Source organism: Streptomyces hainanensis (assembly GCF_004348415.1).
Classification (GTDB): domain Bacteria; phylum Actinomycetota; class Actinomycetes; order Streptomycetales; family Streptomycetaceae; genus Streptomyces; species Streptomyces hainanensis.
This window is the reverse complement of sequence record NZ_SMKI01000057.1, coordinates 1-23209: the sequence shown is the minus strand read 5'-3', so window position 1 is coordinate 23209 and position 23209 is coordinate 1. Positions and strand designations below refer to the sequence as shown.

General features: G+C 72.7%; 18 protein-coding genes. 3 read left to right on the top strand and 15 right to left on the bottom strand.

The genetic code is table 11. The annotated features are described in order from the left end of the window. Positions 1 to 24: 24 nt before the first annotated feature. Together E1283_RS07805 and E1283_RS07800 are read right to left on the bottom strand one after the other, a co-directional pair. Positions 25 to 972, bottom strand: coding sequence for a carbohydrate ABC transporter permease (locus E1283_RS07805; protein WP_132817172.1), 948 nt, complete (start codon positions 970 to 972; stop codon positions 25 to 27). A gap of 34 nt (positions 973 to 1006) precedes the next feature. Beyond that, positions 1007 to 2386, bottom strand: coding sequence for an extracellular solute-binding protein (locus E1283_RS07800; RefSeq protein WP_132817171.1), 1380 nt, complete (start codon positions 2384 to 2386; stop codon positions 1007 to 1009). 137 nt (positions 2387 to 2523) lie between these two features. On the opposite strand from E1283_RS07800, the gene E1283_RS07795 reads away from it, so the two are divergent. Together E1283_RS07795 and E1283_RS07790 are read left to right on the top strand one after the other, a co-directional pair. Continuing rightward, a complete protein-coding gene (locus E1283_RS07795; RefSeq protein WP_132817170.1) occupies positions 2524 to 3567 on the top strand; it encodes a LacI family DNA-binding transcriptional regulator in 1044 nt (347 codons plus the stop codon). 87 nt (positions 3568 to 3654) lie between these two features. Further along, a complete protein-coding gene (locus E1283_RS07790; RefSeq protein ID WP_132817169.1) occupies positions 3655 to 5874 on the top strand; it encodes an NADP-dependent isocitrate dehydrogenase in 2220 nt (739 codons plus the stop codon). Between the two features lie 82 nt (positions 5875 to 5956). On the opposite strand, the gene E1283_RS07785 is transcribed toward E1283_RS07790, so the two are convergent. The 13 genes from E1283_RS07785 to E1283_RS07725 all read right to left on the bottom strand — a co-directional run bounded on the left by E1283_RS07785 (position 5957) and on the right by E1283_RS07725 (position 22739). Next, positions 5957 to 6841, bottom strand: coding sequence for a peptidoglycan-binding protein (locus E1283_RS07785; RefSeq protein WP_132817168.1), 885 nt, complete (start codon positions 6839 to 6841; stop codon positions 5957 to 5959). Between the two features lie 4 nt (positions 6842 to 6845). Continuing rightward, positions 6846 to 8306 (bottom strand): DUF6519 domain-containing protein, encoded by a 1461-nt coding sequence (locus E1283_RS07780; RefSeq protein WP_132817167.1) that lies wholly within the window; start codon positions 8304 to 8306, stop codon positions 6846 to 6848. A gap of 35 nt (positions 8307 to 8341) precedes the next feature. Next, positions 8342 to 10531, bottom strand: coding sequence for a hypothetical protein (locus E1283_RS07775; protein WP_132817166.1), 2190 nt, complete (start codon positions 10529 to 10531; stop codon positions 8342 to 8344). Then, positions 10528 to 14403, bottom strand: coding sequence for a putative baseplate assembly protein (locus E1283_RS07770; RefSeq protein ID WP_132817165.1), 3876 nt, complete (start codon positions 14401 to 14403; stop codon positions 10528 to 10530). The genes E1283_RS07775 and E1283_RS07770 overlap by 4 nt, the downstream gene beginning before the upstream one ends. Continuing rightward, positions 14400 to 17594: a putative baseplate assembly protein gene (locus E1283_RS07765; RefSeq protein ID WP_132817164.1), complete on the bottom strand. Its 3195-nt coding sequence runs from the start codon at positions 17592 to 17594 to the stop codon at positions 14400 to 14402. Before E1283_RS07765 ends, E1283_RS07770 begins: the two co-directional genes overlap by 4 nt. Beyond that, positions 17591 to 17995, bottom strand: coding sequence for a GPW/gp25 family protein (locus E1283_RS07760; protein ID WP_132817163.1), 405 nt, complete (start codon positions 17993 to 17995; stop codon positions 17591 to 17593). Before E1283_RS07760 ends, E1283_RS07765 begins: the two co-directional genes overlap by 4 nt. Continuing rightward, on the bottom strand, positions 17992 to 18324 hold the full coding sequence (locus E1283_RS07755) for a hypothetical protein (protein WP_132817162.1): 333 nt from the start codon (positions 18322 to 18324) through the stop codon (positions 17992 to 17994). The genes E1283_RS07760 and E1283_RS07755 overlap by 4 nt, the downstream gene beginning before the upstream one ends. Positions 18325 to 18348: 24 nt before the next feature. After that, positions 18349 to 18870, bottom strand: a complete 522-nt coding sequence (locus E1283_RS07750) for a phage baseplate assembly protein V (RefSeq protein WP_132817161.1) — start codon at positions 18868 to 18870, stop codon at positions 18349 to 18351. A gap of 34 nt (positions 18871 to 18904) precedes the next feature. Next, the gene (locus tag E1283_RS07745; protein WP_132817160.1) at positions 18905 to 20056 is read right to left on the bottom strand and encodes a hypothetical protein; all 1152 of its coding nucleotides are present in this window, start codon (positions 20054 to 20056) and stop codon (positions 18905 to 18907) included. Then, positions 20046 to 20405, bottom strand: a complete 360-nt coding sequence (locus E1283_RS07740; RefSeq protein WP_132817159.1) for a LysM peptidoglycan-binding domain-containing protein — start codon at positions 20403 to 20405, stop codon at positions 20046 to 20048. Before E1283_RS07740 ends, E1283_RS07745 begins: the two co-directional genes overlap by 11 nt. Beyond that, a complete protein-coding gene (locus tag E1283_RS07735) occupies positions 20402 to 21007 on the bottom strand; it encodes a CIS tube protein (protein WP_243744673.1) in 606 nt (201 codons plus the stop codon). Before E1283_RS07735 ends, E1283_RS07740 begins: the two co-directional genes overlap by 4 nt. A 44-nt stretch (positions 21008 to 21051) precedes the next feature. Further along, the gene (locus E1283_RS07730; protein WP_132817157.1) at positions 21052 to 21414 is read right to left on the bottom strand and encodes a hypothetical protein; all 363 of its coding nucleotides are present in this window, start codon (positions 21412 to 21414) and stop codon (positions 21052 to 21054) included. Positions 21415 to 21764: 350 nt separating this feature from the next. Then, positions 21765 to 22739: a DNA/RNA non-specific endonuclease gene (locus tag E1283_RS07725; RefSeq protein ID WP_132817156.1), complete on the bottom strand. Its 975-nt coding sequence runs from the start codon at positions 22737 to 22739 to the stop codon at positions 21765 to 21767. Here E1283_RS07725 and E1283_RS07720 point away from each other — a divergent pair. Further along, positions 22722 to 23147, top strand: a complete 426-nt coding sequence (locus E1283_RS07720; RefSeq protein WP_132817155.1) for a hypothetical protein — start codon at positions 22722 to 22724, stop codon at positions 23145 to 23147. The genes E1283_RS07725 and E1283_RS07720 overlap by 18 nt on opposite strands. Positions 23148 to 23209 lie beyond the last annotated feature (62 nt).

Genomic DNA, 23209 nt, shown 5'->3' with positions numbered 1-23209 from the left:
GGCGGGGGTGGTGACAGACACGGGTCAGCCCTCCCGGCGCGGCATGAACCGCAGTTGGGCGATCGATATGACGATGACGAGCGCGAAGAAGAGGTAGGAGACGGCGGAGGCGTAGCCGAGCCGGTAGCCGGTGAAGCCGACGTCGTAGACGTACTCGAGGATCGGTCGGGTGGAGCCGTTGGGTCCGCCCTTGGTGAGGATGAAGATCTGGTCGAAGACCTTGAGCGAGGCCAGCACCTGGAGGGTGCCCACCAGCACGGTGGTGCGGCGGAGTTGGGGCAGGGTGACGGACCACAGCCGCCGCCAGGCGCCGGCCCCGTCGAGGGCGGCGGCCTCCTGGAGGGTGTCGGGCAGCGACTGCAACGCGGCCAGGTAGAGCAGGAAGTTGAAGCCGACCGTCCACCAGACCGTCAGGGCGGCGATCGACCACATCGCCCAGTCCTCGTCGGAGAGCCAGCCGACCGGGCCGATGCCGACGGCGTCCAACGCCTGGTTGGCCAGGCCGAGATCGGGCTGGTACAGCCAGCTCCAGATCATGGTGACGACGGTGACGGGCATCAGGTAGGGGGCGAAGAACGAGAGCCGCCACACCCACTGTCCGGCGAGGCCGGTGTGCACGAGCAGCGCCATGGCGAGCGAGACGACGACCAGCGGCACCGCCGAGATCACCGTGAAGAACACGGTGTTGGCGAGGGAGCGCCACATGTCGGGGTCGCCGAGTGCCTCGGCGTAGTTGGCGAGGCCGACGAACTCGGTGTCCCTGAGGGTCAGCGACTCGTCGGTGAGGCTCATCCAGACACCCTGTGCCACGGGCCAGAGCAGGAAGAGGGCGAAGAGGACGGCGAAGGGGAGGACGAAGAGGCCGCCGGTGCGGCGGGGGCCGGCGCGCCGTGCGGCGGCCGTCGGCGGGGTGGCGGTGGCGGTCGTGCCGGCGCGGGCGGCCGCCTCGGGTGTCGATGCTGTGGTGGACACGCGGACTCCGGGAGCTGGTGGGGCGCGGCGGCGGTCAGACGACCGGGTTGGGCTGGTCGAGCAGTTGGGCGCACTCGTCGATCAGCTGCTCGACCGCCGCCTCGGGGGAGGCGTCGCCGAGCAGCGCGGCCTGGAGCGGCTGGCACATCTCGTTCTGGAAGGTGGAGCCGGCCCCGGTGAACCAGGTGGGCGGGTCGAGGACCGCGCTCTCGGCGGCCGTGACGTAGGAGGACTGCGGTTCGAGCTCGCGGTAGGCGGGGTCGGCCGTGACCGGCTGGTAGGCCGGGATGTGGCCGGCGCTCGCCCAGGTGAGGCTGCGCCGGAGGATCTCGGCGACGTAGCGGTGGGCCTCGCGGCGCCTGGCCTGGTCCGGGTTCTCCTGGTGGGGCAGCACGAAGCTGTGCGAGTCGGCGAACGCCCCCGGCCGGCCGAAGACCGGTGGGAAGGGGGCGGCGCCCAGCGGGCGGCCGGCGGCCGCCAGGGTGGGCAGCTCCCACTCCCCCATCATCACCAGGCCGCCGCGCCCGCCGTTGAAGGCGGCCATGGCGCCGAAGTAGTCCAGGTTGTTCGGGTTGACGCGGCCGTCGAAGAGGTCGCACATGAAGGTGACGACGCGGAGCGCGGCGTCGGCGTCGATCCCCGGCGGGCCGCCGTCGGGCAGGGTGAAGGTGGCGCCGGTCTGGGCGTAGAGGCCGTGGAAGAGCCGCCAGTTCTGCGCCGGGTCGAGCACGTGCCCGAAGAGGATGCCGGCGCCGCCGCCGGCGTCGGCCAGGTCGGCGCCGGCGGCCAGCATCGCCTCCGGGGAGTCGAGGGCGACGAGTCGCCCCTCGCCGTCGAGGAGTCCGGCGCGGTCGGCGATCCCGGTGTCGTAGAAGACGACGAAGGGGTGGGTGTCGAGCGGGACGGCGTAGAGCCGGCCGTCGTGGTGGGCGCGTTCCCAGAGCCCGGGGACGAAGTCGGCCTCGGTGATCCCGAACTCGGCGAGCAGGTCGGGGTCGAAGGGGTCGAGCAGGCCGCCCGGCGCGTAGCCGGCCATCCGGGAGAGGTGGAGCACCGCCACCTCGGGCGGCCGCCCGCCGGCGGCGGCCATGGCGAGCTTGGTGTAGTAGGAGGGGCCCCACTCCAGGATCGTGCGGTCGATCCGGAAGCCGTCCCGGCCGCCGGAGACGTCGGCGATCATCTCGTCCATCAGCATGCCGTCGCCGCCGGAGAAGGGGTCCCAGACCCGGAGGTGCGAGGGACCGCCGGCCGATGCGGGGCTGGCGCAGCCGCCCAGCGCCCAGGGAGCGAGCGCGGCGCCCGCGCCGGCGAGTCCCAGGCCGAGCAGGCGCCGCCGCCCGAGCCGGGGCGGGGCGCCGGAGCCGCCGCGGCCGGCGGCTCCAGGGGGGTGGCCAAGGGGGTGATCGACGCTCATATCGCACCTCTTCCGGCGCCCGTCGTTGGACGCGCGGCCTTTTTACATCGATGTACATCACCTGTAAAGCCCCCTCGGCCGACGGCCGGTCGACGCGGGAGGGGCACGTAGGATCGGGGGCGGCTCAGGGAGGTCGGGTGCCAAGGCCCAGGATCAAGGACGTGGCGCGGCGCGCGGGCGTCTCCGAGAAGACCGTGTCGAACGTGATCAACGACTACGAACACGTCTCGGACCGGACCCGTCGCGTGGTGCGGGAGGCGATCGAGGAGCTCGGCTACCGCGTCAACCTCGCCGGCCGGCACCTGCGGCGCGGCCGCACCGGCATCGTCGCGCTGGTCGTCCCCGAGTTGGACATCCCGTACTTCGCCGAGTTGGCCAACGGCATCATCGCGGAGGCCGAGCGGAACGGGCTCACCGTCCTGGTGCACCGCACCCGCGCCGACCGGGAGCACGAGCTGGCGGCGCTGGACGGCTTCCACTCCGACTTCGCGGACGGGGTGATCCTCTCGCCGCTGGCCCTCACCGCGGGCGACGTGCGGGAACGGCGGGGCGCGCTGCCGCTGGTGCTGCTGGGCGAGACGGTGGAGTCGGGCGTCGCCGACCATGTGGCCATCGACAACGTGCTGGCGGCCCGCGAGGCCACCGAGCATCTGCTCGCCCTCGGCCGGCGGCGGATCCTGGCCGTCGGCGGCCGGGACCTGCCGGGCCCCGGCACGGCCGAGGCGCGCACCCTCGGCTACCGGCGGGCCCTGGAGGCGGCCGGCGTCGGCTACGACCCGGCGGCGGTGTGGCCGGTGGCCGAGTTCCGGATGCCGCACGGCGCGGCGGCGGTGGCCGAGGCGTGGGCCGCCGGGCACCGCCCCGACGCCCTGCTGTGCCTCAACGACCAACTGGCGCTCGGCGCCCTGCGGGCCCTGCACGAGCGTGGCCTGCGGGTGCCCGACGACGTGGCGGTGGTGGGCTTCGACGACGTGGAGGCCGGGCGGTTCAGCGCGCCGACGCTGACCACGATCGCCCCGGACACCCACGCGGTGGCGGCGGTGGCCGTCGAACTGCTGCTGAACCGCATCGCGGAGGCGGGCGAGACGACGGACCGGACCGCGCCGCCCGACGAGCGGGTGGCGCCGCACCGGCTCGTCGTCCGGGAGAGCACGGCGGGCGGCCACCCGGCAGCTCGATGACGGGGGGCGCTGTCGGACGGGGCCCCGCACGAGATATCTTGACGTCAAGACGACGACGTAGACGTGAGAACGTGAAGCGGAGTAGCGGTGACTGACTCGACCATCATCTATACGCACACCGACGAGGCCCCGGCCCTGGCGACGTACTCGTTCCTCCCCGTGGTCCGGGCGTATGCGGCGACGGCCGGCGTCACCGTGGAGAGCCGTGACATCTCGCTCGCCGGACGGATCATCGCCTCCTTCCCCGAGTACCTGGCCGAGTCGCAGCGGATCGCGGACGCGCTGGCCGAGCTGGGCGAGCTGGCCAAGACGCCGGCCGCCAACATCATCAAGCTGCCGAACATCTCGGCCTCCATCCCGCAGCTGAAGGCGGCCGTCGCCGAGCTGCGCGAGCAGGGCTACGCGCTGCCCGACTACCCGGACGACCCGCGGACCGACGAGGAGCGGGAGATCCGCGCGCGCTACGACCGGGTGAAGGGCTCGGCCGTCAACCCGGTGCTGCGCGAGGGCAACTCCGACCGGCGCGCGCCCGCCTCCGTGAAGAACTACGCCAGCACCCACCCGCACCGGATGGGCGCCTGGAGCGGCGACTCGAAGACCAACGTCGCCACCATGGGCGTGGACGACTTCCGCGCCACCGAGAAGTCCGCGGTGATCGCCGAGCCCGGCACGCTGCGCATCGAGCTCTCCGGGGACGACGGCTCCACCACCGTGCTCCGCGAGTCGGTGCCGGTGCTGGCCGGCGAGGTGGTGGACGCCTCCGTGATGCGGGTGGCGGCGCTGCGCGAGTTCCTGACCGCCCAGGTGGCGCGGGCCAAGGCCGAGGGCGTGCTGTTCTCGGTGCACCTGAAGGCCACCATGATGAAGGTCTCCGACCCGATCGTCTTCGGCCACGTGGTGCGGGCGTTCTTCCCGAAGACGTTCGCCGCCCACGGCGACGCGCTGGCCGCCGCCGGCCTCACCCCGAACGACGGGCTCGGCGGCATCCTCAAGGGCCTGGAGTCGCTGCCGAACGGCGCCGAGATCAAGGCGTCCTTCGACGCCGAGCTGGCCGAGGGCCCGGCGCTCGCCATGGTCGACTCCGACCGCGGCATCACCAACCTGCACGTGCCGAGCGACGTCATCGTCGACGCGTCGATGCCCGCCATGATCCGCACCTCGGGCCACATGTGGGGCCCGGACGGCGAGGAGGCGGACACCCTGGCGGTGCTGCCGGACAGCAGCTACGCCGGCATCTACCAGGTGGTCCTCGACGACTGCCGCGCCAACGGCGCCTTCGACCCCGCCTCCATGGGCTCGGTGCCCAACGTCGGCCTGATGGCGCAGAAGGCCGAGGAGTACGGCAGCCACGACAAGACCTTCGAGATCGCCACCACCGGCACCGTGCGGGTGGTGGACGAGTCCGGCGAGGCGGTGCTGGAGCAGGCGGTCGGCGCCGGCGACATCTTCCGCATGTGCCAGACCAAGGACGCGCCGATCCGCGACTGGGTGAAGCTGGCCGTCGGCCGCGCCCGGGCCACCGGCGACCCGGCCGTGTTCTGGCTGGACGAGACCCGGGCGCACGACGCCCGGCTGATCGAGAAGGTCCGCGCCTACCTGTCGGAGCACGACACCGAGGGCCTGACCATCGAGATCAAGGCGCCGGTCGAGGCCATCGCCTTCTCGCTGGAGCGGATCCGCCGCGGCGAGAACACCATCTCGGTCACCGGCAACGTGCTGCGCGACTACCTGACCGACCTGTTCCCGATCCTGGAGCTCGGCACCAGCGCCAAGATGCTCTCGGTGGTGCCGCTGATGAACGGCGGCGGTCTGTTCGAGACCGGTGCCGGCGGCTCCGCGCCCAAGCACGTGCAGCAGCTGGTCAAGGAGAACTACCTGCGCTGGGACAGCCTGGGCGAGTTCCTGGCGCTCGCGGTGAGCTTCGAGCACCTGGCGGGGACCACGGGCAACGCCCGCGCCCAGGTGCTGGCCGACACCCTGGACCGGGCCACCGCCACCTTCCTCGACGAGGACAAGTCGCCGAGCCGCCGGGTCGGCGGCATCGACAACCGGGGCAGCCACTTCTACCTGTCGCTGTACTGGGCCCAGGAGCTGGCCCGGCAGACCGACGACCCGGGTCTCGCCGAGGCGTTCGCGGGCCTGGCCGAGGCGCTGACCGAGCAGGAGTCGACCATCGTCGAGGAGCTCGTCGCGGTGCAGGGCTCGCCGGCCGAGATCGGCGGCTACTACCAGCCGGACCCGGCCAGGGCGGCCGCGGTGATGCGTCCGTCGAAGACGTTCAACGAGACGCTGGCGACCCTCGGTTGATGACCTGCCGCACGTGAACGGCTCGGAGGGGCGTGGACCGCACGGTCCGCGCCCCTCTCCTGTCCGCCCCTCCGGCGAGCGCTCAGCGCCTTGGTACCGCGAGCCGCTCCCAGCTGGCGCGCCCCGGGATGCCGTCGGCCGCCCGCCCCGAGTAGCCGAGCTTCCGCTGCCAGGCGGCGTACGAGGCGCGGTCCACGTCGGTCCAGTCGGGCCCCGGGCCGACCCGGTAGCGGCCGCAGCCGACGGCCACCAGGCGGTGCCCCATCGCCGTGACGACCGGGCTGCGCCGGCCGGCGGCGAAGAAGTCGGCGCCGGGGAACGGCTCGTGGGTCGGCTCGGTCGGCGACTCGGGTTCCTCGCCCAGCTGCTCGGGCGTGCGGCTGAGCCGTTCGCCCGCCCGGCCGCGCAGGTCCGCCATGGCGAAGCCCCGGGGGTCGATCTTGCCCGGCTGCCACTCCAGGTGGCCGATGACGGACCGCTCCGTCCAGCCGTGCACCCGGCACAGCGCGGCGGCCGTCCGCTCGACGGCGTCGAGTTGGGCGGCGGGCCAGGGGTCGGCGCCGTCGCCGAGGTTGACGCACTCGAAGCCGTAGAAGCGGGCGTTGCCGTCGATGGCGGCCCGCCGGGCGGGCGGCGCCGGCGACTCGTCGACGACGGCGGTCAGCACGTCGGGATCGCCGAGCCCGGCGTGGTTGGCCCGGCCGTTGCCCACCAGGTAGACCGTGCCGTCCTTGGCGATCAGCCCGTGGCAGAGCGGCCCCGGCAGGTCGGGGCGGCCGTTGTAGCAGAGTTCGACCGAGTTCCTGGTGCCGCGCGTCACGGTGTGGTGGATCATCACGCCGTTCACCGGGCCCCAGGCGCCGCGCGCGTCGCGGTTGTGGGTGCGCCAGGCGCGGTGTTCGACGACGGTCACGCCCTCCTCGCGCAACACCTCGACCAGCCGGTCGGCGGAGAGTGGCCTGGCCACGGGCTCAGCCCTCGATCGCGTTCTCGACCGGCCCGGCGAGGCGGCCGAAGGCGTACCGCAGGTCCTCCACGGTGCCGTCGGCGGCGATCCAGGCCAGCGGCGCGTAGTGGCGGGCGATGCCGGCGGGGGGTTGGAGCAGCGGTTCGCCGGTGGCGTCCCGCGGCCACTCGACGGTGCCGGTGACGGTGCGGGCCGCCGTCACCCAGTGGTCGCCGGCCCGGTAGCCGCCGCCCGGCTCGAAGTAGACCTGGACGCCGTCCTCCAGGTCGAGCCAGACGCCCTCGGCGACCGGCAGCGCGCCGTCGACCCGCTCGGCGGAGCGCCCGCCGGTGGGCCGCTGGTCCCAGCGGCGCAGGTAGGGGTTGCGGTGCGGCGCCCGGCCCACGCCGGGCGCGGGCTCCTCGTGCAGGCGGACGCGGCGGCCCGGCAGGTCCACCTCCTCGACCTGGAGCAGCCGGGCGGGCGCCGGGCGGCGGTCCTCGGCGGGGTCGGGGATCTCCAGGCGGCTGGCGTAGGCGGAGTCGAGGACCTCGACCCAGTCGCCGGCGTCGAGGGCGAGCTTGCCGTCGCCGCCCAGGGTCGCCAACTCGATCCAGGTGCCGTCGACCTCGACGACGGGGAGGACCACGGAGCCGTTCTCCCGCGACCACTTGAAGGTGGCGCCGTCCTCGGCGGTGCCGCCGTCGTGGATCTCGATCCGGTAGAGCTGGTTCTCGGGGCCCCGGTAGCGGGCGTCCGGCCGGGTCAGGCACGGCTTGTCGTCGGCGCCCTCCGGGCGCTCGGCGCGTGCCGCCAGCCAGGAGGAGGCGGCCTGCCGGCCGGCGGCCCACGCGGCGAAGGCGGCGCGCCGGGCCTCGGGGCCCTCGCCCTCGATCTCGCCGAGCTGCTCGGCGGTCAGTGGCAGCACCTTCCAGAGCGTCCTGATCCGGGCGGCGGTGTCGGGCAGGACGCCGCCCAGCGCGACCTCGCGGATGTCGGGGTCCTCGGCCGCGGTGACCGCGCGTTCCCAGACCTCCAGGTAGACGAGGTACGGGAGTTCGTCGGGCAGCCGGTCGGCGGGCCGCTCGGGGTCGAGGTGGGCGTCGGGCTGCTCCCAGTAGGTCCAGGTGGCGGGCTCCTCGGGCCGCTCCGGGTCGGGTTGGGCCCGGCGGCCCGGCTCGGCGGGGACGCCGGGCGCGGGCCGGTCGGCGTCGAGCGGTATGCCGTCGACGTAGTACCGGCCGCCGCCGATGGTGAGGTCGTCCAGCTCGCGGTTGCCCGGCACGTAGCCGACGGCGAAGCCGAGCGCACGGGCCGGTCCGCCGTGGGGGCCGATGAGGTCGGCGGCCAGCGTGCGGGCGTGGTGGAGCTGGATCGCGATCTGCTCGTTGGCGTCGGCGTCGAGTTGGACCCGGCCCTGCTGGTGCAGGACCGCCGAGTAGTGCCTGGCGGGCCGGAAGGTCACGCGGGACAGGTCGCCGTGCATGTCGTGGGCTCCCCCTTCACGAGATTCATGGGACGTCAGGAGACGAAGTAGAGGCCGGCGTCCGCTCCCGCCGGGGTGTACTCGTCGAGCCGGGCGCGCAGGTTGTCCTCGCGCTGCGGCTGGAACAGGTCGTGGTAGACGCCGAGTTCGGAGCCGTCCTCGGCGCCCCTGGTGATCTCGGGGGCGCAGGAGCGGGCGAGCCTGGCGTAGTCGGGGGTGCCGTAGCGGAGGCTGTCGAAGACGGGTCGGACCCGCCTGGCCTCGGCCTCCTGGACGGCGGGCACGTGCCCGGCGTCGAGTTCGCCGCGCTCGGCGGCCTCGACGACCCGCTCGCCCACCAGGTCGGGTTGGCAGTGGTAGCGGCGCGGGGTGCGGGAGCCGGGCGGCAGGTAGCAGAAGCGCAGGCAGCCGATGCCGCGCCTGGCGACGTGCAGCCGGCCGGTGAACAGGCTGTCCTCGGCGAGTTCGACGGCGTGGACGTGCACCTCGCCGATCACGGTGCTGCGGCGGGCGTGCAGGATCGCGTGGGCGTGCCGGCACTCGGGGGCGGACAGCGCCTCGCGGTCGGCGTCGGTGGCGTCCAGCACGCTGTCGGTGAGATGGATGTGCGGGGGGTCGGTGCGCACCTCGTCGCCGACGACCTGGATGGTGCCGAGAACGGTGCGTTCGACGTCGACGCAGGCGGTGGTGTGGTCGAGGACCAGGCTCGGCTCCTGCGGGGCGTGGGGCTCGCAGTGTTCGGTGAGCGTCCAACCGGGCACCAGCGTGCAGTGCCGGAGCGTCAACGCGCCCACGGGGCCGGTGAGATGGATGCCGCGGCCGGTGATCAGCAGGCCGTCGAGGGTGATCCTGGCCGGTTGTGAACCGGCGTGCCGGGCACGGATGTTGAGGGCGTCCGGCCGGTTGCTGTACCAGTCGAGGAGCCGGATCACCGGCCTGGTGCCCTCGGCGGCGCGGATCTCGAGCCGGTCGCCCGGCTCCAGGTCGAGGTCCAGCTGCTCCTGGAAGGCGCCGCCGCCGCTGATCTCGATGACGGCCTCGCCGGTGGCCCGGCCGGCGGCCTGGTCGGCGCGCCACCGCTCGAAGGCGCCCATGATCCGGTCGTCGGCCCGGCCCGGGCCGACCCGGTAGACGCGGGCGGCGCGCGGGGTGATCCGCTCGCGCGGGTACTCGCCGCCGCCCAGTTCGTCGGGGAAGGCGTGGTGGTAGGTGACCCAGACGCCGCGGCGTGGCGCGCCGCGCGCGCCGAAGGCGATCCGGCCGAGCGCCGGGTCGACGGCGATCTGGCCGCGCGCCGGCCGGTAGGCCCAGTCGGTGAGGTCGGCGACGGTGATGTCGGCGGCCGGGATGGGCTGGAAGTCGTCGTCGCGCCAGATGGCGAGGCTCTTGCCGGGGCCGTAGAAGTCGGCGAGCCGGTCGGCGAGCAGCCGCCGCCGCAGGAACGCCGGCACGTTGTCGACGGTCGCGATGTGGGTGGTGGACGGCTCGGGCACCGGCTTGGCGACCAGCGGCGCGTCGTTGCCGAGGATGGAGAACGTGTAGAGGTTGCGGGCCCGGTCGACGCAGTAGGCCGGGCCTCGGGAGACGGACTGCGGGCGGAGCCGCCACACGAAGAGGCCGACGCCTACCGGGGTGTGGCCGCCCTGCCCGCGCGCGGATCCGGCGCGGCGGACGTCCGCGGTGTGCGCGAGCGTGTCGAAGGGCCCGTCGACCAGGTCGAGGGCGGCGCCGTCGCGCAGGTCCACGGTGCGGCCCCGCGCGAGCCGGCTCGTCCCGGCGGTCGGCCGCCCGTCGCCGTACAGCCTGATCGGCTGGTGGACGGCGAGCAGTCGGGCGAACTCCACGGCGCGGGCCGGCCAGTCGGCGGTCTTGGCGGACAGTTCCTCGAGCAGCGCCAGGGTGCCCTTGCGGCGGCGGTGCGCGACGGTGTCGGCGACGTCGCGGCGCGGCGCGAGGCGGGCGGCGAGCCGGCGGTCGGTGGTGAGCGCCTGCTCGTGCCCGGGCAGCAGGCGGTAGCCGATGAGGTCGCCGAGGTAGGGCAGGACCCAGTCGTCGGCGGTCTCGACGAACCAGTCGTCGTGGTTCCGCTCGATGCCGGCGCGTACCAGGTCGACCTGTTCGGCGACGACGGCGAGCAGCGCGCGCAGCGGCTCGCCCTGCTGGGCGTCGCGGATGCGGTGCCACTGGGGCAGCAGCTCGTGGAGCCCGTCGGGGTCCCGGCTCATTGGACGGCCTCCTCGAGGATCAGGGTGTCCGGCAGGTCCGGTGCGAGGACCGCGAGTTGGGCGGGCCGGATGCCGCGGAAGACGACCGGGCGGCTGCCGGGCGGCAGCGGCCGGACGGTGGTGATGCCGGGGTTGAGGCGCAGCAGTTCGGCGACGGTGATGCCGTTGGCGGCGGCGATCCCGGTCAGGTGCTCGCCCTGGGCCGCGCGCACCTCGTACCGCTCCACGCGGTGCCGGGCGAGCGCGGCGGTCACGACGGGCTGTGGCTCGGTCAGGCGTTCGGCGAGCCGTTCCAGGTCGAGGGGGGTCAGCGAGCCGGGGATGCCGGTGAAGACGTCGATGTCGACGTGGTCGACGCCGGGCACGGACTGGGCGGCGGCCAGCACCTCGGAGAGGTGGGCCGGCTGGCCGAGTTCGCGGGCCTGGTGGCCGAGCCGGTCGTGGAGCGCGGCGCGCAGCCTGGGTTCGACCAGCTCCCAGGTGTGGTCGGGGTGGACGCGGACGCTGCCGGCGATCACCAGCAGCACCTGCTCGCGGACGGCGACCTGGACCGGCAGGGCGGGGTCGCCGTGTTCGGAGAGCGCCGTGCGGAGGCCGCGCAGCAGGGCGGAGTCGGGTGCCAGCGGGATGTCGTCGACGCCGGCGACGGTGACGTGGACGACCGCCCGTCGGCCGTCGTGGATCCGGGCGGCGGCGGCCCGGCCGATGCCGGCCCTGGTGCGGGTGAAGTCCTCGTAGTCGGGCAGTGAGAGCAGCCGGTCGAGGGCCGAGACGGCCAGCGGCACGGCGCGGGTGGCCGGCGCGAGGCCGGGTGCGCCCCGAGGCGCCGGCGTCGGCCGGTCGGGGTCGGCGCCGCCGGTGGCGGGCACCGGGTTGGTGACGGCGGAGACGCCGAGCGGCCGGGTGGTGAGCTGGGTGATCCGCCCGGCCGGCACGTTGGCGGCGCGGCCGACGCCGACCCGGTACTCGGCCCGCACGTTCTCGGTGCCGGTGGGCAGCCGGGCGCCGTGCACCCCGTCGCCGAAGGTCACGGTGGTGCGGCCGTCCTCGGTGCGCCCGGTTGCGTAGACCCGCTCGCCCGGGCCGCGGCCGACCAGGCTGTCGACCTCGTGCCACAGCACCCCGTCGACGCGGATCCGCAGGGTCGACTCGGCGCCGAGCGGGGAGTCGGAGGGCAGCCAGGTGAGCGGCGCCTGCCAGAGGGTGAAGGTCTGGCCGGTGCGGGCGGCGTCGCCGCTGCCGATGGTCTCGTCGCGGGTGGCGCCGTGGGTGGCGGGCACCACGTTGCCGTGCACGGTCACCGTGGCGCGCGCGTAGCGGTAGGAGAGGGCGGTGGTGAGCCGGAGCACGGTGTGCACCGTGTCGCCCGGCCTGGTGGGGTCGACCCGCTGCTCGGTGGCGGCGATCACGGCCAGTTCGGTGCCGGGGACCCCGGTGGTGCCGGGGATGTCGGCGCGCTCGCCGGTGACGGCGACCCACCGGCCGGGCGCCAACCCGTCGTAGAGGCCGTCGAGTTCGATCTCGTCGCCGGCGACGTGCTCGGTGACGGGCTCGTCGGCGAGCGCGACGGGCTCGCCGCGGGCGTGCACGGTGGCGTCCCTGATGTGCGCGAGCAGCCGGTCCTCGTCGTCCAACCAGGGGTCCTGGAGGGTCAGTTCGGTGACCTTGCCGGTGATGCCGAAGTCGGCGCGGGACAGCACCCGGGCGCCGACGACGCGGGTGATGACCTGGGCCAGCTTCGGATCGCCCGGTATCTGCCCGGTCACGCCCTTTCGGGGCCGGCTGACGACCACCCAACTGCCGGGCGCGATCCCCTCGTAGACGGCGTCGAGCGCGAGGACGTTGCGGGAGGTGAGCGCGAGCTCGGAGGAGAACGTCACCTCGACGGCCTCGGTCCCGCCCTCGGGGGCGCGGCGCACGGTGACGGTCAACTCGCCCTGGACGGTGGACTCCTCGTCGCCGGGCGCGAGGCGGTACTCGACGGGGTCGGCGTCGCCGACGGCCACGTGGATCAGTCCGTCCTCGCCGGGCCGGGCCACGAAGACGGTGCGTTCCGGCAGGTCGGGCCGCAGCTCCAGCTCGACGCCCGGCTCCCGCTCGGTCGGCTGCTCGGGGCCCTCGTCGTCCTCCGGCGGTTCGTGGGTGGTGATCCGGACGGCGCCGGGGCCGAAGTCGTGGGTGCCGTCGTCGCCGGGCAGCGAGAAGCCGGCCCGCACCGAGCCGCCGGCCTCGGTGTGCGAGAGCTCGACCCGGCGGGGCGCGACGCCCTCGCCGTCGTAGGAGACGCGGAGGCCGGTGAGCCTGGTGCCGGTGAGCGGCCAGTCCTCGTAGCGGATGACGCGGCCCTGCGCGTCGTACACCGGCTTGAGCGGGGCGGTGGCGCCGAACGGGGTGGCGGTCTGGCGCATCGCCTGGAGCTCGTGCAGGGCGAGCGGGGCGGTGACGTCCACGGCGCGCCAGGCCGCGTAGAGGCCGTCGCGCAGCCGGGGGTCGAGGGCGGCGAGGAGTTGGGCGCCCAGGTCGGAGCCCGGGGCGTAGACCCGTCCCGGGTCGCGGGGCGGGCGCGGGGCGCCGATCGGCGGCCGGCCGGGGGTGACGCGGAGCGCGGCGAGCAGCGCGCCGAGGGCGCGGAGCGCGGGGCTGGCCTCCGGCGGTTTCCCGGACCCCGGCGGCTCGCCCGGCGCCGGGGCGGCGCCGGATGGCGCGCCCGCGTCGGGCGACAGCCCGGCCGCGGCCGGCAGGAGGCCCAACTCGGCGGCCAGGCTCCGCGTGGCGGGGGCGGCGTCCGGCTGGGGTGGCTCCAGTTGCCCGGCCTGTTCCCGCAGCGCCGCGAGCCGGTCGGCGAGGGCCGCGAACCACTCCTCGGCGTCCTCATGTTCGGCCGCCAACTCCCGTGCCTCGGCGAGGCGTTCCAGCGTCTCGCCGAGCACCGCCGCCAGCTCGCTCGGCGAGTCGAGGGTGTCGAGCGCGGCGCGCAGCGGCGCCAGCACGTCCTCGTCGAAGTCGGCGACGAGCCGGCTGCCGTCCGGCCACGGGTTGGGGGTGTCCTGGTCGCCCGGGGTGATCCAGGTCGCCAGTTCCTCCAGGATCCGGGCCAGGGACGGCAGCGCCGGCCTGGGCAGCCCGACGACGGTGGCGTCGGCCTCGCGGTCGATCCGCACCTCGGGCACGGTGAGCAGGGCGCGGGTCGCCGGGTCGGCGGTCTGCTCGGCGCTGAAGACGAAGAGCAGTTGGTCGCCGGGTTTGATGTTGTTGGTGGTGCCGGCGACGTGGATCTCCCGGCGGGCGACGAGTTGGCCGGCCGTCAGCTGGTAGGGGCGGCGCCGACGCACCCCGAGCCGGTTCCAGGAGGCCCTGGCCGGCAGGTCCTCGGCGGTCTCGAAGGTCTGCGGCTCCTCGCCGGGCCCGGGCACGCTCTGGGCGCGGGCGCCGCGCGGGATGGTGACGGCCGCCTCCTCGCCGCTGCGCGGGTCGCGGTCGAGGGCGTAGGCGAGGAAGGTGTCGGCGGCGACGCCGGGGCGCGGCCGGTGGCCGACCAGCCGCCCGAGCAGCGCCAGCGACTCCGGGTCCCGCGCGGTGCGCAGATAGCCCTCGTTGGCGATCCGTTCGGTGTGGAAGGTGAGCAGGTCGCCGAGCACCGCCCAGGCGTCGAGCAGCGCGATGGCCGGGTCGTCGGCGGTGCGGACGGTGAGGCCGCGCAGCGCCGGATAGGCGGGGCCCGAGAGGCGTTCGAGCATGGCGGCCAGCAGGTCGGGGTGCTCCCCCACCCGGTACGCGATGCCGTCGAGGCCCGGCGGGTTGTACGGGCCGGCGGCCGTCCCGCCGCCGTCGCAGCCGCAGCCACAGCCGCGGCCACGGGTGGTGCCGCTCATCGGCCACCTCCGATCACAAGCGAGAGCCGGCCGTTGTCCGGCCGGTCGGGGTCGTTGTCGCAGCGGGCGATCTCCAGCGGGCCGATCCTCAGCAGTCCGGCCGCCAACTCGCCCTCGTCCTGCCCGAACAGCCGCCGCAGCCGGGTGGCGTGGACGCTGGACACCCCGGGCACGGCGGCGGCCAACGCGATCAGCCGGCTGAGCCGCACCGGCTCGCCGAAGGTGAGCGCGTCGGGGTGGAAGAAGCCGCCGGCGCCGGCGCCGAGCGCGCGGCGCAGCCCGGCGAGCACGTAGCCGCGCTGGTAGCCGGGCGCGGCGCACACGGTCAGCTCGATGTCGAGCGGGACGGGCGTCGCCGCCCGCACCACCAGGTCGTGGCCGATCCTGCGGTACGTCTCCAGGCGGTGCGCGACGGCGTCCAGCAGCCGCTGGGTGGGGTCGGCGGTGCCCAGCGCGTCCACGGCGACGTGCGCCTCCCGGGAGGCGCCGGTCCAGCGCAGCTCGGCGGCGGCCCGCTGCACGCCCGGCGTCTCGGCGGCCAGCCGGGCGTAGTCGGCGGCGGTGACGGCGCGCAGCGGGCGGCGCCTGAGCGCCAGCGGGGCGAGCTGCCGCGCCTCGTCGATCGGTTCCGGCTCGGTGCCGCCGGTGGCGGACAGCGGGTTGCGGACCCGGACGACGGCCCGGATGTCGGGCTTGCGGGACCGTTTGGCGGTCCCCGACTCGTCGCGGCACCACAGCAGATGGCCGATCGCCTCGGCGCCGACGTTGCCGGCGGTGCCGCCGCCGATCCGGTAACCGGCGTCCAGCGGGCCCGGCTTGGGCGCGGCGCCGTGCCGGCCGTCACCGAACCTGAGGGCGAGCCGGCCGTCCTCGCGGAGTTCGCCGACCAGGTGCCGGTCGCGCGGGCCGCTGGCCAGCAGGTCGCGGCGCGGCGTCCAGGCGCCGTCGGCGGTGGTGACGCGCACGGCGGGCAGGGCGGCCCCCGGGTCCTGGCGGACGGCCGCCGCGGCGGGCCCGGCCAGCCGCGGGTCGTCCGGGTCGAGCCCGTCGACGAGGCGGTCGCCCCAGGTCTGCGCGGTCTCCCAGACCACGTACCGGTCGAGCACGCCGCCGGCCCTGGCGCGGGCGACGAGCACGTCGAGCCGCCGCAGCCCGGTGGCCAGCAGCCGCTCCAGGCGGGCCAGCAACTCCTGCAGCGCGCGCACTGGTTGGTGGTCGAACCGCAGCCGTTCCAGGGTCGCCTCGCCGAAGATCACGGCGAGTTCGGCGCGCTCGGCGCGGCCCGGCGGGTGCCCGTCGTCGGCGGCCCGCCACAGTTCTCCGAGTCGTTCGCGGAGTCGGTCGGGGAGGGCGGCGAGCAGCGCCGCCTGCCCGGCGGCGACCCGGTCAGGCTCCGGGTAGGGCGCGGCCTGGGTCACCGGCGAGCGGGCGAGCACCGGGCGGAACAGCTCGGGGACGGCCGGGTAGGTGGTCTGGGCCAGCAGGGTCTCCAGCGCGGCTGCCTGCGCGTCGGCGGTCGGCGGCTGGACCCTCCCCCAGCTGACGCTGGGAGGTGCCCCCGTGCCCGTCGTCGTCCCGGGCGCGAGGTGGATGTCCAGACCGGCCCGGGTGACGGTGCCCTCGCCGAGCAGGGTGAACAGCTCCCGCACCTGGGCCGGGCGCAGGTGTCGCCCGGCACGGGTCTGGTCGCGGAGCGCGCGGACGGCCTCTGCGGAGGGGCTGCCCTCGGGGCGCGGGTCGGCGCAGCCGCAGCCCGCCGGGCCGCAGGGCGGGAGGGTGACCGGCTCGGGCGGCACGGTGAACGTCTCGGGCACGCCCCCGCAGTGGGTGAGGGACCGGCCGTGGTCGACCAGCACCACGTTGCCGCGCGCCACGCTGACGTCGTCGAGCGGGGCGCAGTCGATGCCGGCGCGTGTCGAGACGACGAGCGGGAAGGCGAGCGCGTCGTCCGCCGCCCACTCGACCTCCAGTACCGGCTGGTCGTGCAGTTCGTCGACGAGCGGGGTGACGGAGGTGAGGCGGACGGCCTGCCGGTGGGCCGGGTCGGCGTCGGCCGGGGTGCCGGTGCGGGGCCCGATGACCTCCTCCAGGATCAGCACGTCCCCTGGCCGCAGCCGCAACGCGCGCCGCTGGCCGCGCTTGTCGCTCTTCCTCTCCTCGTGGTGGTGGCGGCCCGTGCCGTCTCGCAGCGTCGCCGACGTCGCGCCCCTGGGGACGACGCAGTCCGCGTCGCCCCAGGTCCAGAAGGAGATGGCGTTGTGCTCGGGGCGGAGGGTGACGTCGGCGTGGGTCAGCGGTTCGAAGATCTCGACGCCGGCCCGGCCGGTGAGCGCGTTCACCTCGTCCTCGTCGAGCACCGGGCCGAGTTCGGGCCGGTCCGTCGGCCCGAGGCGGCTGACGTCGACGGCCGCGAACCGGAACCTGCCGCGTGGTAACGCCACTTGGCGGTCGGTCTCCAGGGCGACGAAGGCGCGGGCGTTGCAGCCGTCGTGCATCGGGTAGTCGACGAGCCGGGCGTGGCGGCGGACCGAGACCCGCGTTCTGGCGGTGTCGAGGTAGCCCTCGGTAGCCACCGCGTCCTGCTGGTAGGAGAGTTGGTCGGCGGTGTGGGCGAGCAGCCCGGCCAGCGTCACGCCCAGGTCGGGCAGGTGGCGCTCCACCCAGCCGGGGGTGGTGAGGCTCATGCGGTCGAGCACCAGGCGGCGCAGGCTCTCGTAGTCGCGTGCCGTGTAGTCGATGACCGGCCGTGGCCTGGTGTCGGGCTCGTCAGGCTTCTCGGGCAGGCAGTCGAAGGGGGTGGGCCGGCCCTGGCAGAAGGAGAACTCGGCCTGGTGGTAGCGGGGGTCGAAGCCCCGGTAGGGCGTGGTGCCCGGCCGGCCGTGCGGGTCCTGCTCCACGACGGCCAGCCGGTAGGCGGACGTGTCGCCGGGCCGGTCGACGGTCACCCGCATCAGGTCGTCGAGCTCCGGGTCCTCCTCGCGGTGGACCTCGACGGCGGTGGCCCGGATCCCGGTGACGCGCCGGCCGCCCTCGATCCGGATGTTCTGCGGCCCGACGCGCCGCGGCGCCTTCCCGAGGAAGGTGACGGTCAACGTGCGTCCGTCGTCGCTGACCTCGACGCCGTCGACGCCGTTCAGCCGGGCCGCGCGGACCCGGCCGCGCCGCTTCTCCGTCCCGCACTCCGTGCTCACGCGGCCCCGCCCCTCTCGTACTCGAAGGTCTCGCCGACCCGGCGCGTCCCGGTGCGCCGGACGGTGTAGGTGAGCAGCACCCGGATCACGTTCTCCTCGCTGATCACCTCAAGGGCCTCCACCTCGATGACGTCGCCCAGCCAGCGTTGGAGGGCGGCGTGCACGGAGAGTTGGACGGCGGAGGCCAGCTCGGGGCTGTTCGGCGCGAAGACGAGGTCGAGCAGCCCGCAGCCGAACTCCGGCTCCATCACGAGCTCGCCCGGGCTGGTGAACAGCAACTGCTCGATCATCTGCCGCACATGGTCGTCGTACTCCGCGTGCGCGGTCCGGCCCCTGCTGTCGGGTCGGAACGGGAACGCGATGTCGACGCGGGGCACGTCGGGTGTGCGCGGCGTCGTCATTCCCCCACCACCCGCTGCTGCACCGAGGTGACGTTCGGCGGTCCCTGCGGCACACCCTCCGCGCTGAGGCACTGGCCGGTCGACGACTGGAGCAGCACCGGCGAGCCGCCGGCCCTGATCCGCGCCGAGGGGCCGGTCCAACGGATGGTGACGCAGGGCTGCGGCTTGCCGCCGACGGCGAAGGTGCAGCCGGCGACGGTGTAGAGGTCCGCCTGGGTGTCGATGGGCGCGCCCACCGCGAGGGCGCGCGTCTGGGCGGGCAGCGCCGTCGCCTGGCCGCCGTGCGGGCAGGTCACGGTGGCTGCCGTGGTCAGCAGGTTTCCGGACATCGTTGTCTTCCTCCCCCTGGTCTCTCAGGTCACCGTGAGCGCGCCCTGGTTGATGGACACGGTCGATCCGACGAGCGAGATGCTGGCCCCCTGCCCGTTGCTGATGTGCACGCCCGAGTCGTCGATGACGATGGAGGCCCCGGACGGGTGGCGCAGCGTGATCCCCTTGCCGCCCGGCTCGTCGGAGAGGAGCAGCACCCGTTCGCCCCGGGTCTGGAGCACCACGTTCTGCGAGGCCTCGGGGGTGCCGCTCCGCGCGTCGCGCGGCACCTCGTCGGCCGCGCCGTACCAACACCCTGTCCAGATCGGGTAGCTGACGTCCCCCTGCTCGAACTCCACCCAGACGCCGGTGTCGACGGGCGGCAGGTGGAAGTTCCCCGTGCCGGGGCCGGCGAGCGGGAAGCAGGGCATGGCCCAGGTGGACGGCTCGTCGCCGAGGACGTCCGGAACCTGGACCTTGATGCGGCCGAGGCCCTGCGGGTCACGGTTGTCCTTGACCGTGCCCCGGTACTTGCCGAGGTAGGTGCGTGGTCCGGTTGTCGCCATGCGGGTGTGCTCCGTCTTTTGCCTGTTGTGCCGGCTAGGGGATAACGGTGTTCTCGAGCGCGATCAGCCCCTCGCGGGCGAGGGTGAAGTTCTGGGTGTACGAGCCGCGTTGCAGGTCGTGGGTGACGCTCTTGACGTAGTAGCGGCCGTCGTAGGTGATGCCGGCGCCCCGGACCCCGACGAGCTCGCGGGGCCGCAGCACGTACCCGTACCGCGTCACGTCCAGCTGGCCCGAGCCGGACACCGCGTCCGCCACCTCCATCGCCTTGCCGAGGATCTCCGCGAGGGACTCGGGCCCCTCCTTCTTGGCGGTGCCGCCCAGCACCTTCTTCTTGAGGGCGGGGGCGGGGCGTTGGGAGAGCGGCGGCCGGAAGACGCTCACCTCGGGCACGTCCAGCACCTGCGACACGCGGGTCGCCTGGAACTGCACCCGGGCCTGCGGCTCCTCGCGGGCCGTGCCGTCGAAGGAGAACGTGAGCTGGTCGACGTTGGACAGCGCGTCCATGTTGACGTTGAGGGCGTGCTGGGGGGTGCCGAGGCGGACCTCGGGGCCCCAGTAGGCGCGGCTCATGCCGGGCGTCGGCCCTGGATCGAGGTAGAACACGAACCCGTTCGCCTTGCCGAGGTCGGTGATGTAGGCGAGGTCCGTGCCCGTCTGGAAGTCGATCCGCTGGGTGGGCACGGGCATCTGCCGGATCAGCTCCGGCATCACCTGCGGGACGATGCCGTACCTGGCGTACTCGGGGCGGGAGATGATGTGCGAGACGCGGGCCGCCGGCCCCATGGAGGGGAACGGCACGCCCTGCCGCTCCTCCAGGTCCATCAGCACGGTCAGGTCCTCACCGGTGACGGTGAGGGTGGACTGCCCCGGCTGGTTGCTGATCCCGACCTCCTGCCGGATCAGGACCCCGTCCATGAGCACGGTGGTCGTGCCCTGGATGGTGGTCGACAACACGACCCGCGTCTTGGGGTCGAAGAATCCGTCCGGCAGCAGGCGGGTGTTGATCAGTCCACGCTTCGACAGGTCGAAGGAGAGCTGGAACCCACTTCGCTCACCCGCGGACATGGTGACCTGCGCGGAGAGCAGGGCGTCCGTCACCTCACGGGGAACCGGGCGCGCGATCTGCGCCCCCATGCGGAGCGTGAGGTGAATGGGCCCGCGCCGGACGGGTTCGTCAACCGCCATGTGAACTCCCCCCGGGGAGGGGAATGTTGAACCGCTCCCCCGGCGTGTCCGTCAACTCACGAGGGTCCGTTGCCGGGTTGGCGTCCGCGATCCGCCACCACTGTCCGGCGCTGCCGAAGTAGTGGTGCCCGAGGAGGTCCAGGCGTTCGCCTGCGCTGACGGTGTGCGGGACGTTCTCGACGGTGTCGTCGGTGGGTTGCTTCGGGATGAGCCTTCTTTTCAGGTACGGGATCTCCCGCCCGTCCGCCGTGACGTGCACGGCCGTCCCGACGCCGTGGTAGCGGCTCGACCGCGGGTAGTTGGTGACGGCGGGCAGCGCGGCATCGAGTAAGCGGTCGTGGTCGGTCACAGGCCTCCCCCTCCGTTGAGCCCGAGCGTGGCGAGCCGACCGTTGGCCACGGAGGCCGCGAGCCGCTCCTTCTGCGCGAGGTGTGCGAGGTACAGCTCGTAGCCGCGATGCCCGGTCGGCAGGTCGCTGACGGTCAGCACGCGCAGCCCGATGCTGAGGCTCGCCCTGATCGGGTTCAGCTCCACGTCGAACGCGTCCTCGGTGATCGCCAGCTCGGTGAGCCGCACCGGCAGCACCCGCTTGTTCCCCCAGGTGAAGAGCGTCAACGGCGCCTCGATCGGCGTGATTTCGAGCGTGCCGGCGGCGGCGAGCGCCTCGAGCGTGCGCAGCTGGGCGGAGGTCGGATTCACCAGCATCTCCAGCGCGGCCAGATGCGGATGAATCCCTTCCGGCGCCGGCACGTCGAGTTGGTCGGTGGCGTCGATCTCCGCCGTGAACTTCCAGGTCTCCACGGCCGGCCCCTTGAGCCGTAGCGCCTCGGTCCGGTCCCCGGCCCCTTCCGCCCCGGCGGTCTGCGGAGCCAGACTCCGCTCCAGGCTGTCCGGATTGAACTGGAGCACGATGATGCGTTGCGGCGTCCCGCGCAGCGGATCCACGATCACGATCCCGGACCGGATGGGTTTCGGTATGTCGCTGTACCGTGCGCTCACAAGCGTTCCGCCAATCGCCCGTTCAACTCCGCATAGTCATAACCAGGAAACTCTTGCGGAAAAATCTCCAACATCTTCCGCAGATTCAAGACATATTCATGGAACACCTTACCTCGCAGTAAAATATCTCCGTACAAAAGAGGCCACCCAAGGGTCCCTTTCGTCGCCCGCAGAGTGTCGATATATTGGCAATATGTAAGGTCAAGCCTCATGAGGCCATTCGCGTTTTCCGGGGTGAACAAATAGCGATCGCGATACCAAATTTCAGGCATCCCATCCCATCCAGAAGCCCGAACGAAGGTCGTCTGCCCTGTTTCGGCACGAGGTGCCGAGTCGATCATACGGAGCTGCGACATCACCCGAGAGACGCTCTTCGACCCTCCCGAGACCGCCGTCGGCGGGCTCCCATGAAGAATATGAAACATATGAGGAATCCGAAACTCACCCCCGAGCCAAGGCCGACCGTCCCTCCATACCCATCGACAGGAAAAGGAGGCGAACTCAAGAGAACAGTTCCTCACCTCGACACTCTCAAAGAAATTCACCCACTCCTCTCCCACTCCAGACAAGGAAACGTCACTCACGGAGACTTCCGACTTTTCCAAGTTTTCGGACTCTACCTTCATGGCAGCACAGGCACGCAACTCCCTGAGAGAATCCAATTGAAGCTCCTCGCCGCGGCTGTACGACACGCCTCTCACCTGCCTCACTAGAAGAGCAGTCTTTTTTCCTTCTTCAGTTCCTGAAGCCGCTTCCTCAACCTCTCATACCCTGCGAAAGGATGCCCCGGCCTGCCCTCTCTGGCAGCCTTCAATCGCTCAATCACCTGGTCAATAGTTTGCGGCTTGACGCCGGTAAAACCGTGAATATCTTCAGCCACACTCGGGATGACAAACAGCACCCGCTGAATCCTCTCCACAGTTTCCTTGTTTATATTGAACGGGTTGGTGTCGGTTGGTTTTGGGGGCTCCTCCAAATCCGTGAGCGGCAAGGTGTCTGCGGTTCCGAGATCGCGCCAGTGCTTCCGCTTCTCTCCCCGCTTGCCCGGAAGAAGCTCATAGCGCCCCCAACTCACCGTGATCGAGGCTGGAAAGCCTCGAGGCAACTGGTTACCGGGATACCCAGTCTCCGGCCTAGGGTCGTGATACTGCACCCTGACGTCATACCAGACAATGTCTTGTCCTGACTCAATATGCGCAGCTGCGGGCGCTTCGGTTCTCCGCATCGCCATATTCACGTACTGCCTGGCAGGAACGAGGTTCTGATGCTTTGCGGAACCTCCCAGCTCTCTTGCAAGTAGGTGGGTACGACTCCAACGTTCGCTGTCATTGTCATTATTCGGAATATGATCCACGATATACTGGAACCCTATCGGCTCACCCGTCCGCTGCCCCGCATATTGCCCTAGACCTGCAAATTTCTCGTTCAGGTATTCCGCCCTGAATCCAGATGTCAGGATGCCGTCTTGGAAATCCGGGGCCTTCACTGGCGGCAGCGCACGATCCGTTCGCCAATGCAGATAGTCCGTCTCGGTCCCAGCATCATGGTCACCGGTGGCTATTTGCGCCGCCGGATTCAAAGTAGCTACCACCTCAAAATTTGTCGCACCGTCCCGGAAAAGACTCGTCAGCCTGAACCATCTTCGCAGTCCAGCTAGAAGCCCTCGATGAACAATCACACTCATCCCGGGCCTGAGTTTCCGCTCCTCTATTGGGCGGATTCGCGCAGCGATCCGCCGCAAACGGGCCGCTTTAGATTCCGACGAGCCCTCGGTTTGGCGGCGTTCTTTACGCTGTCGCTGTCGCCGTTCCTCGCGCCTGCGTTGCTGTTCTCGCAGTCGATCCCGGCGGCGGGCATAGGCGTCGCGCACCCGACGAGCATCATTGTCCGCACGGCGACGGCGTTCTTCATCACGGGACGGGCGGCGATCACGTGGCCTAGTGCGATCGCGGCCAGCGGGACGCGTGCGGTCCTTGTCAAGGGGACGTGTGCGGTCGCGGTCGCGCAGAGGCCTTCGGTTGTCCTCGCGGGAGTGGTCAGTGTCACGGTCGTCGCGCCTGCGGTTCTGGCGGCGGACGCGGTTCAGGGCTAGTTGGACGGTCGCGCGGTCGCGTTGGCGGGCCCGATCCTCGGGGGACTTGCGGGGGTCTCTTA

Excerpts from the sequence above, each read along its gene's own strand:
- E1283_RS07800 (WP_132817171.1), bottom strand. The coding sequence starts at position 2,386 with ATGAGCGTCGATCACCCCCTTGGCCACCCCCCTGGAGCCGCCGGCCGC.
- E1283_RS07780 (WP_132817167.1), bottom strand. The coding sequence starts at position 8,306 with ATGCACGGCGACCTGTCCCGCGTGACCTTCCGGCCCGCCAGGCACTAC.
- E1283_RS07775 (WP_132817166.1), bottom strand. The coding sequence starts at position 10,531 with ATGAGCCGGGACCCCGACGGGCTCCACGAGCTGCTGCCCCAGTGGCAC.
- E1283_RS07770 (WP_132817165.1), bottom strand. The coding sequence starts at position 14,403 with ATGAGCGGCACCACCCGTGGCCGCGGCTGTGGCTGCGGCTGCGACGGC.
- E1283_RS07760 (WP_132817163.1), bottom strand. The coding sequence starts at position 17,995 with ATGACGACGCCGCGCACACCCGACGTGCCCCGCGTCGACATCGCGTTC.
- E1283_RS07755 (WP_132817162.1), bottom strand. The coding sequence starts at position 18,324 with ATGTCCGGAAACCTGCTGACCACGGCAGCCACCGTGACCTGCCCGCAC.
- E1283_RS07750 (WP_132817161.1), bottom strand. The coding sequence starts at position 18,870 with ATGGCGACAACCGGACCACGCACCTACCTCGGCAAGTACCGGGGCACG.
- E1283_RS07745 (WP_132817160.1), bottom strand. The coding sequence starts at position 20,056 with ATGGCGGTTGACGAACCCGTCCGGCGCGGGCCCATTCACCTCACGCTC.
- E1283_RS07720 (WP_132817155.1), top strand. The coding sequence starts at position 22,722 with ATGAACAATCACACTCATCCCGGGCCTGAGTTTCCGCTCCTCTATTGG.
- E1283_RS07725 (WP_132817156.1), bottom strand. The coding sequence starts at position 22,739 with ATGAGTGTGATTGTTCATCGAGGGCTTCTAGCTGGACTGCGAAGATGG.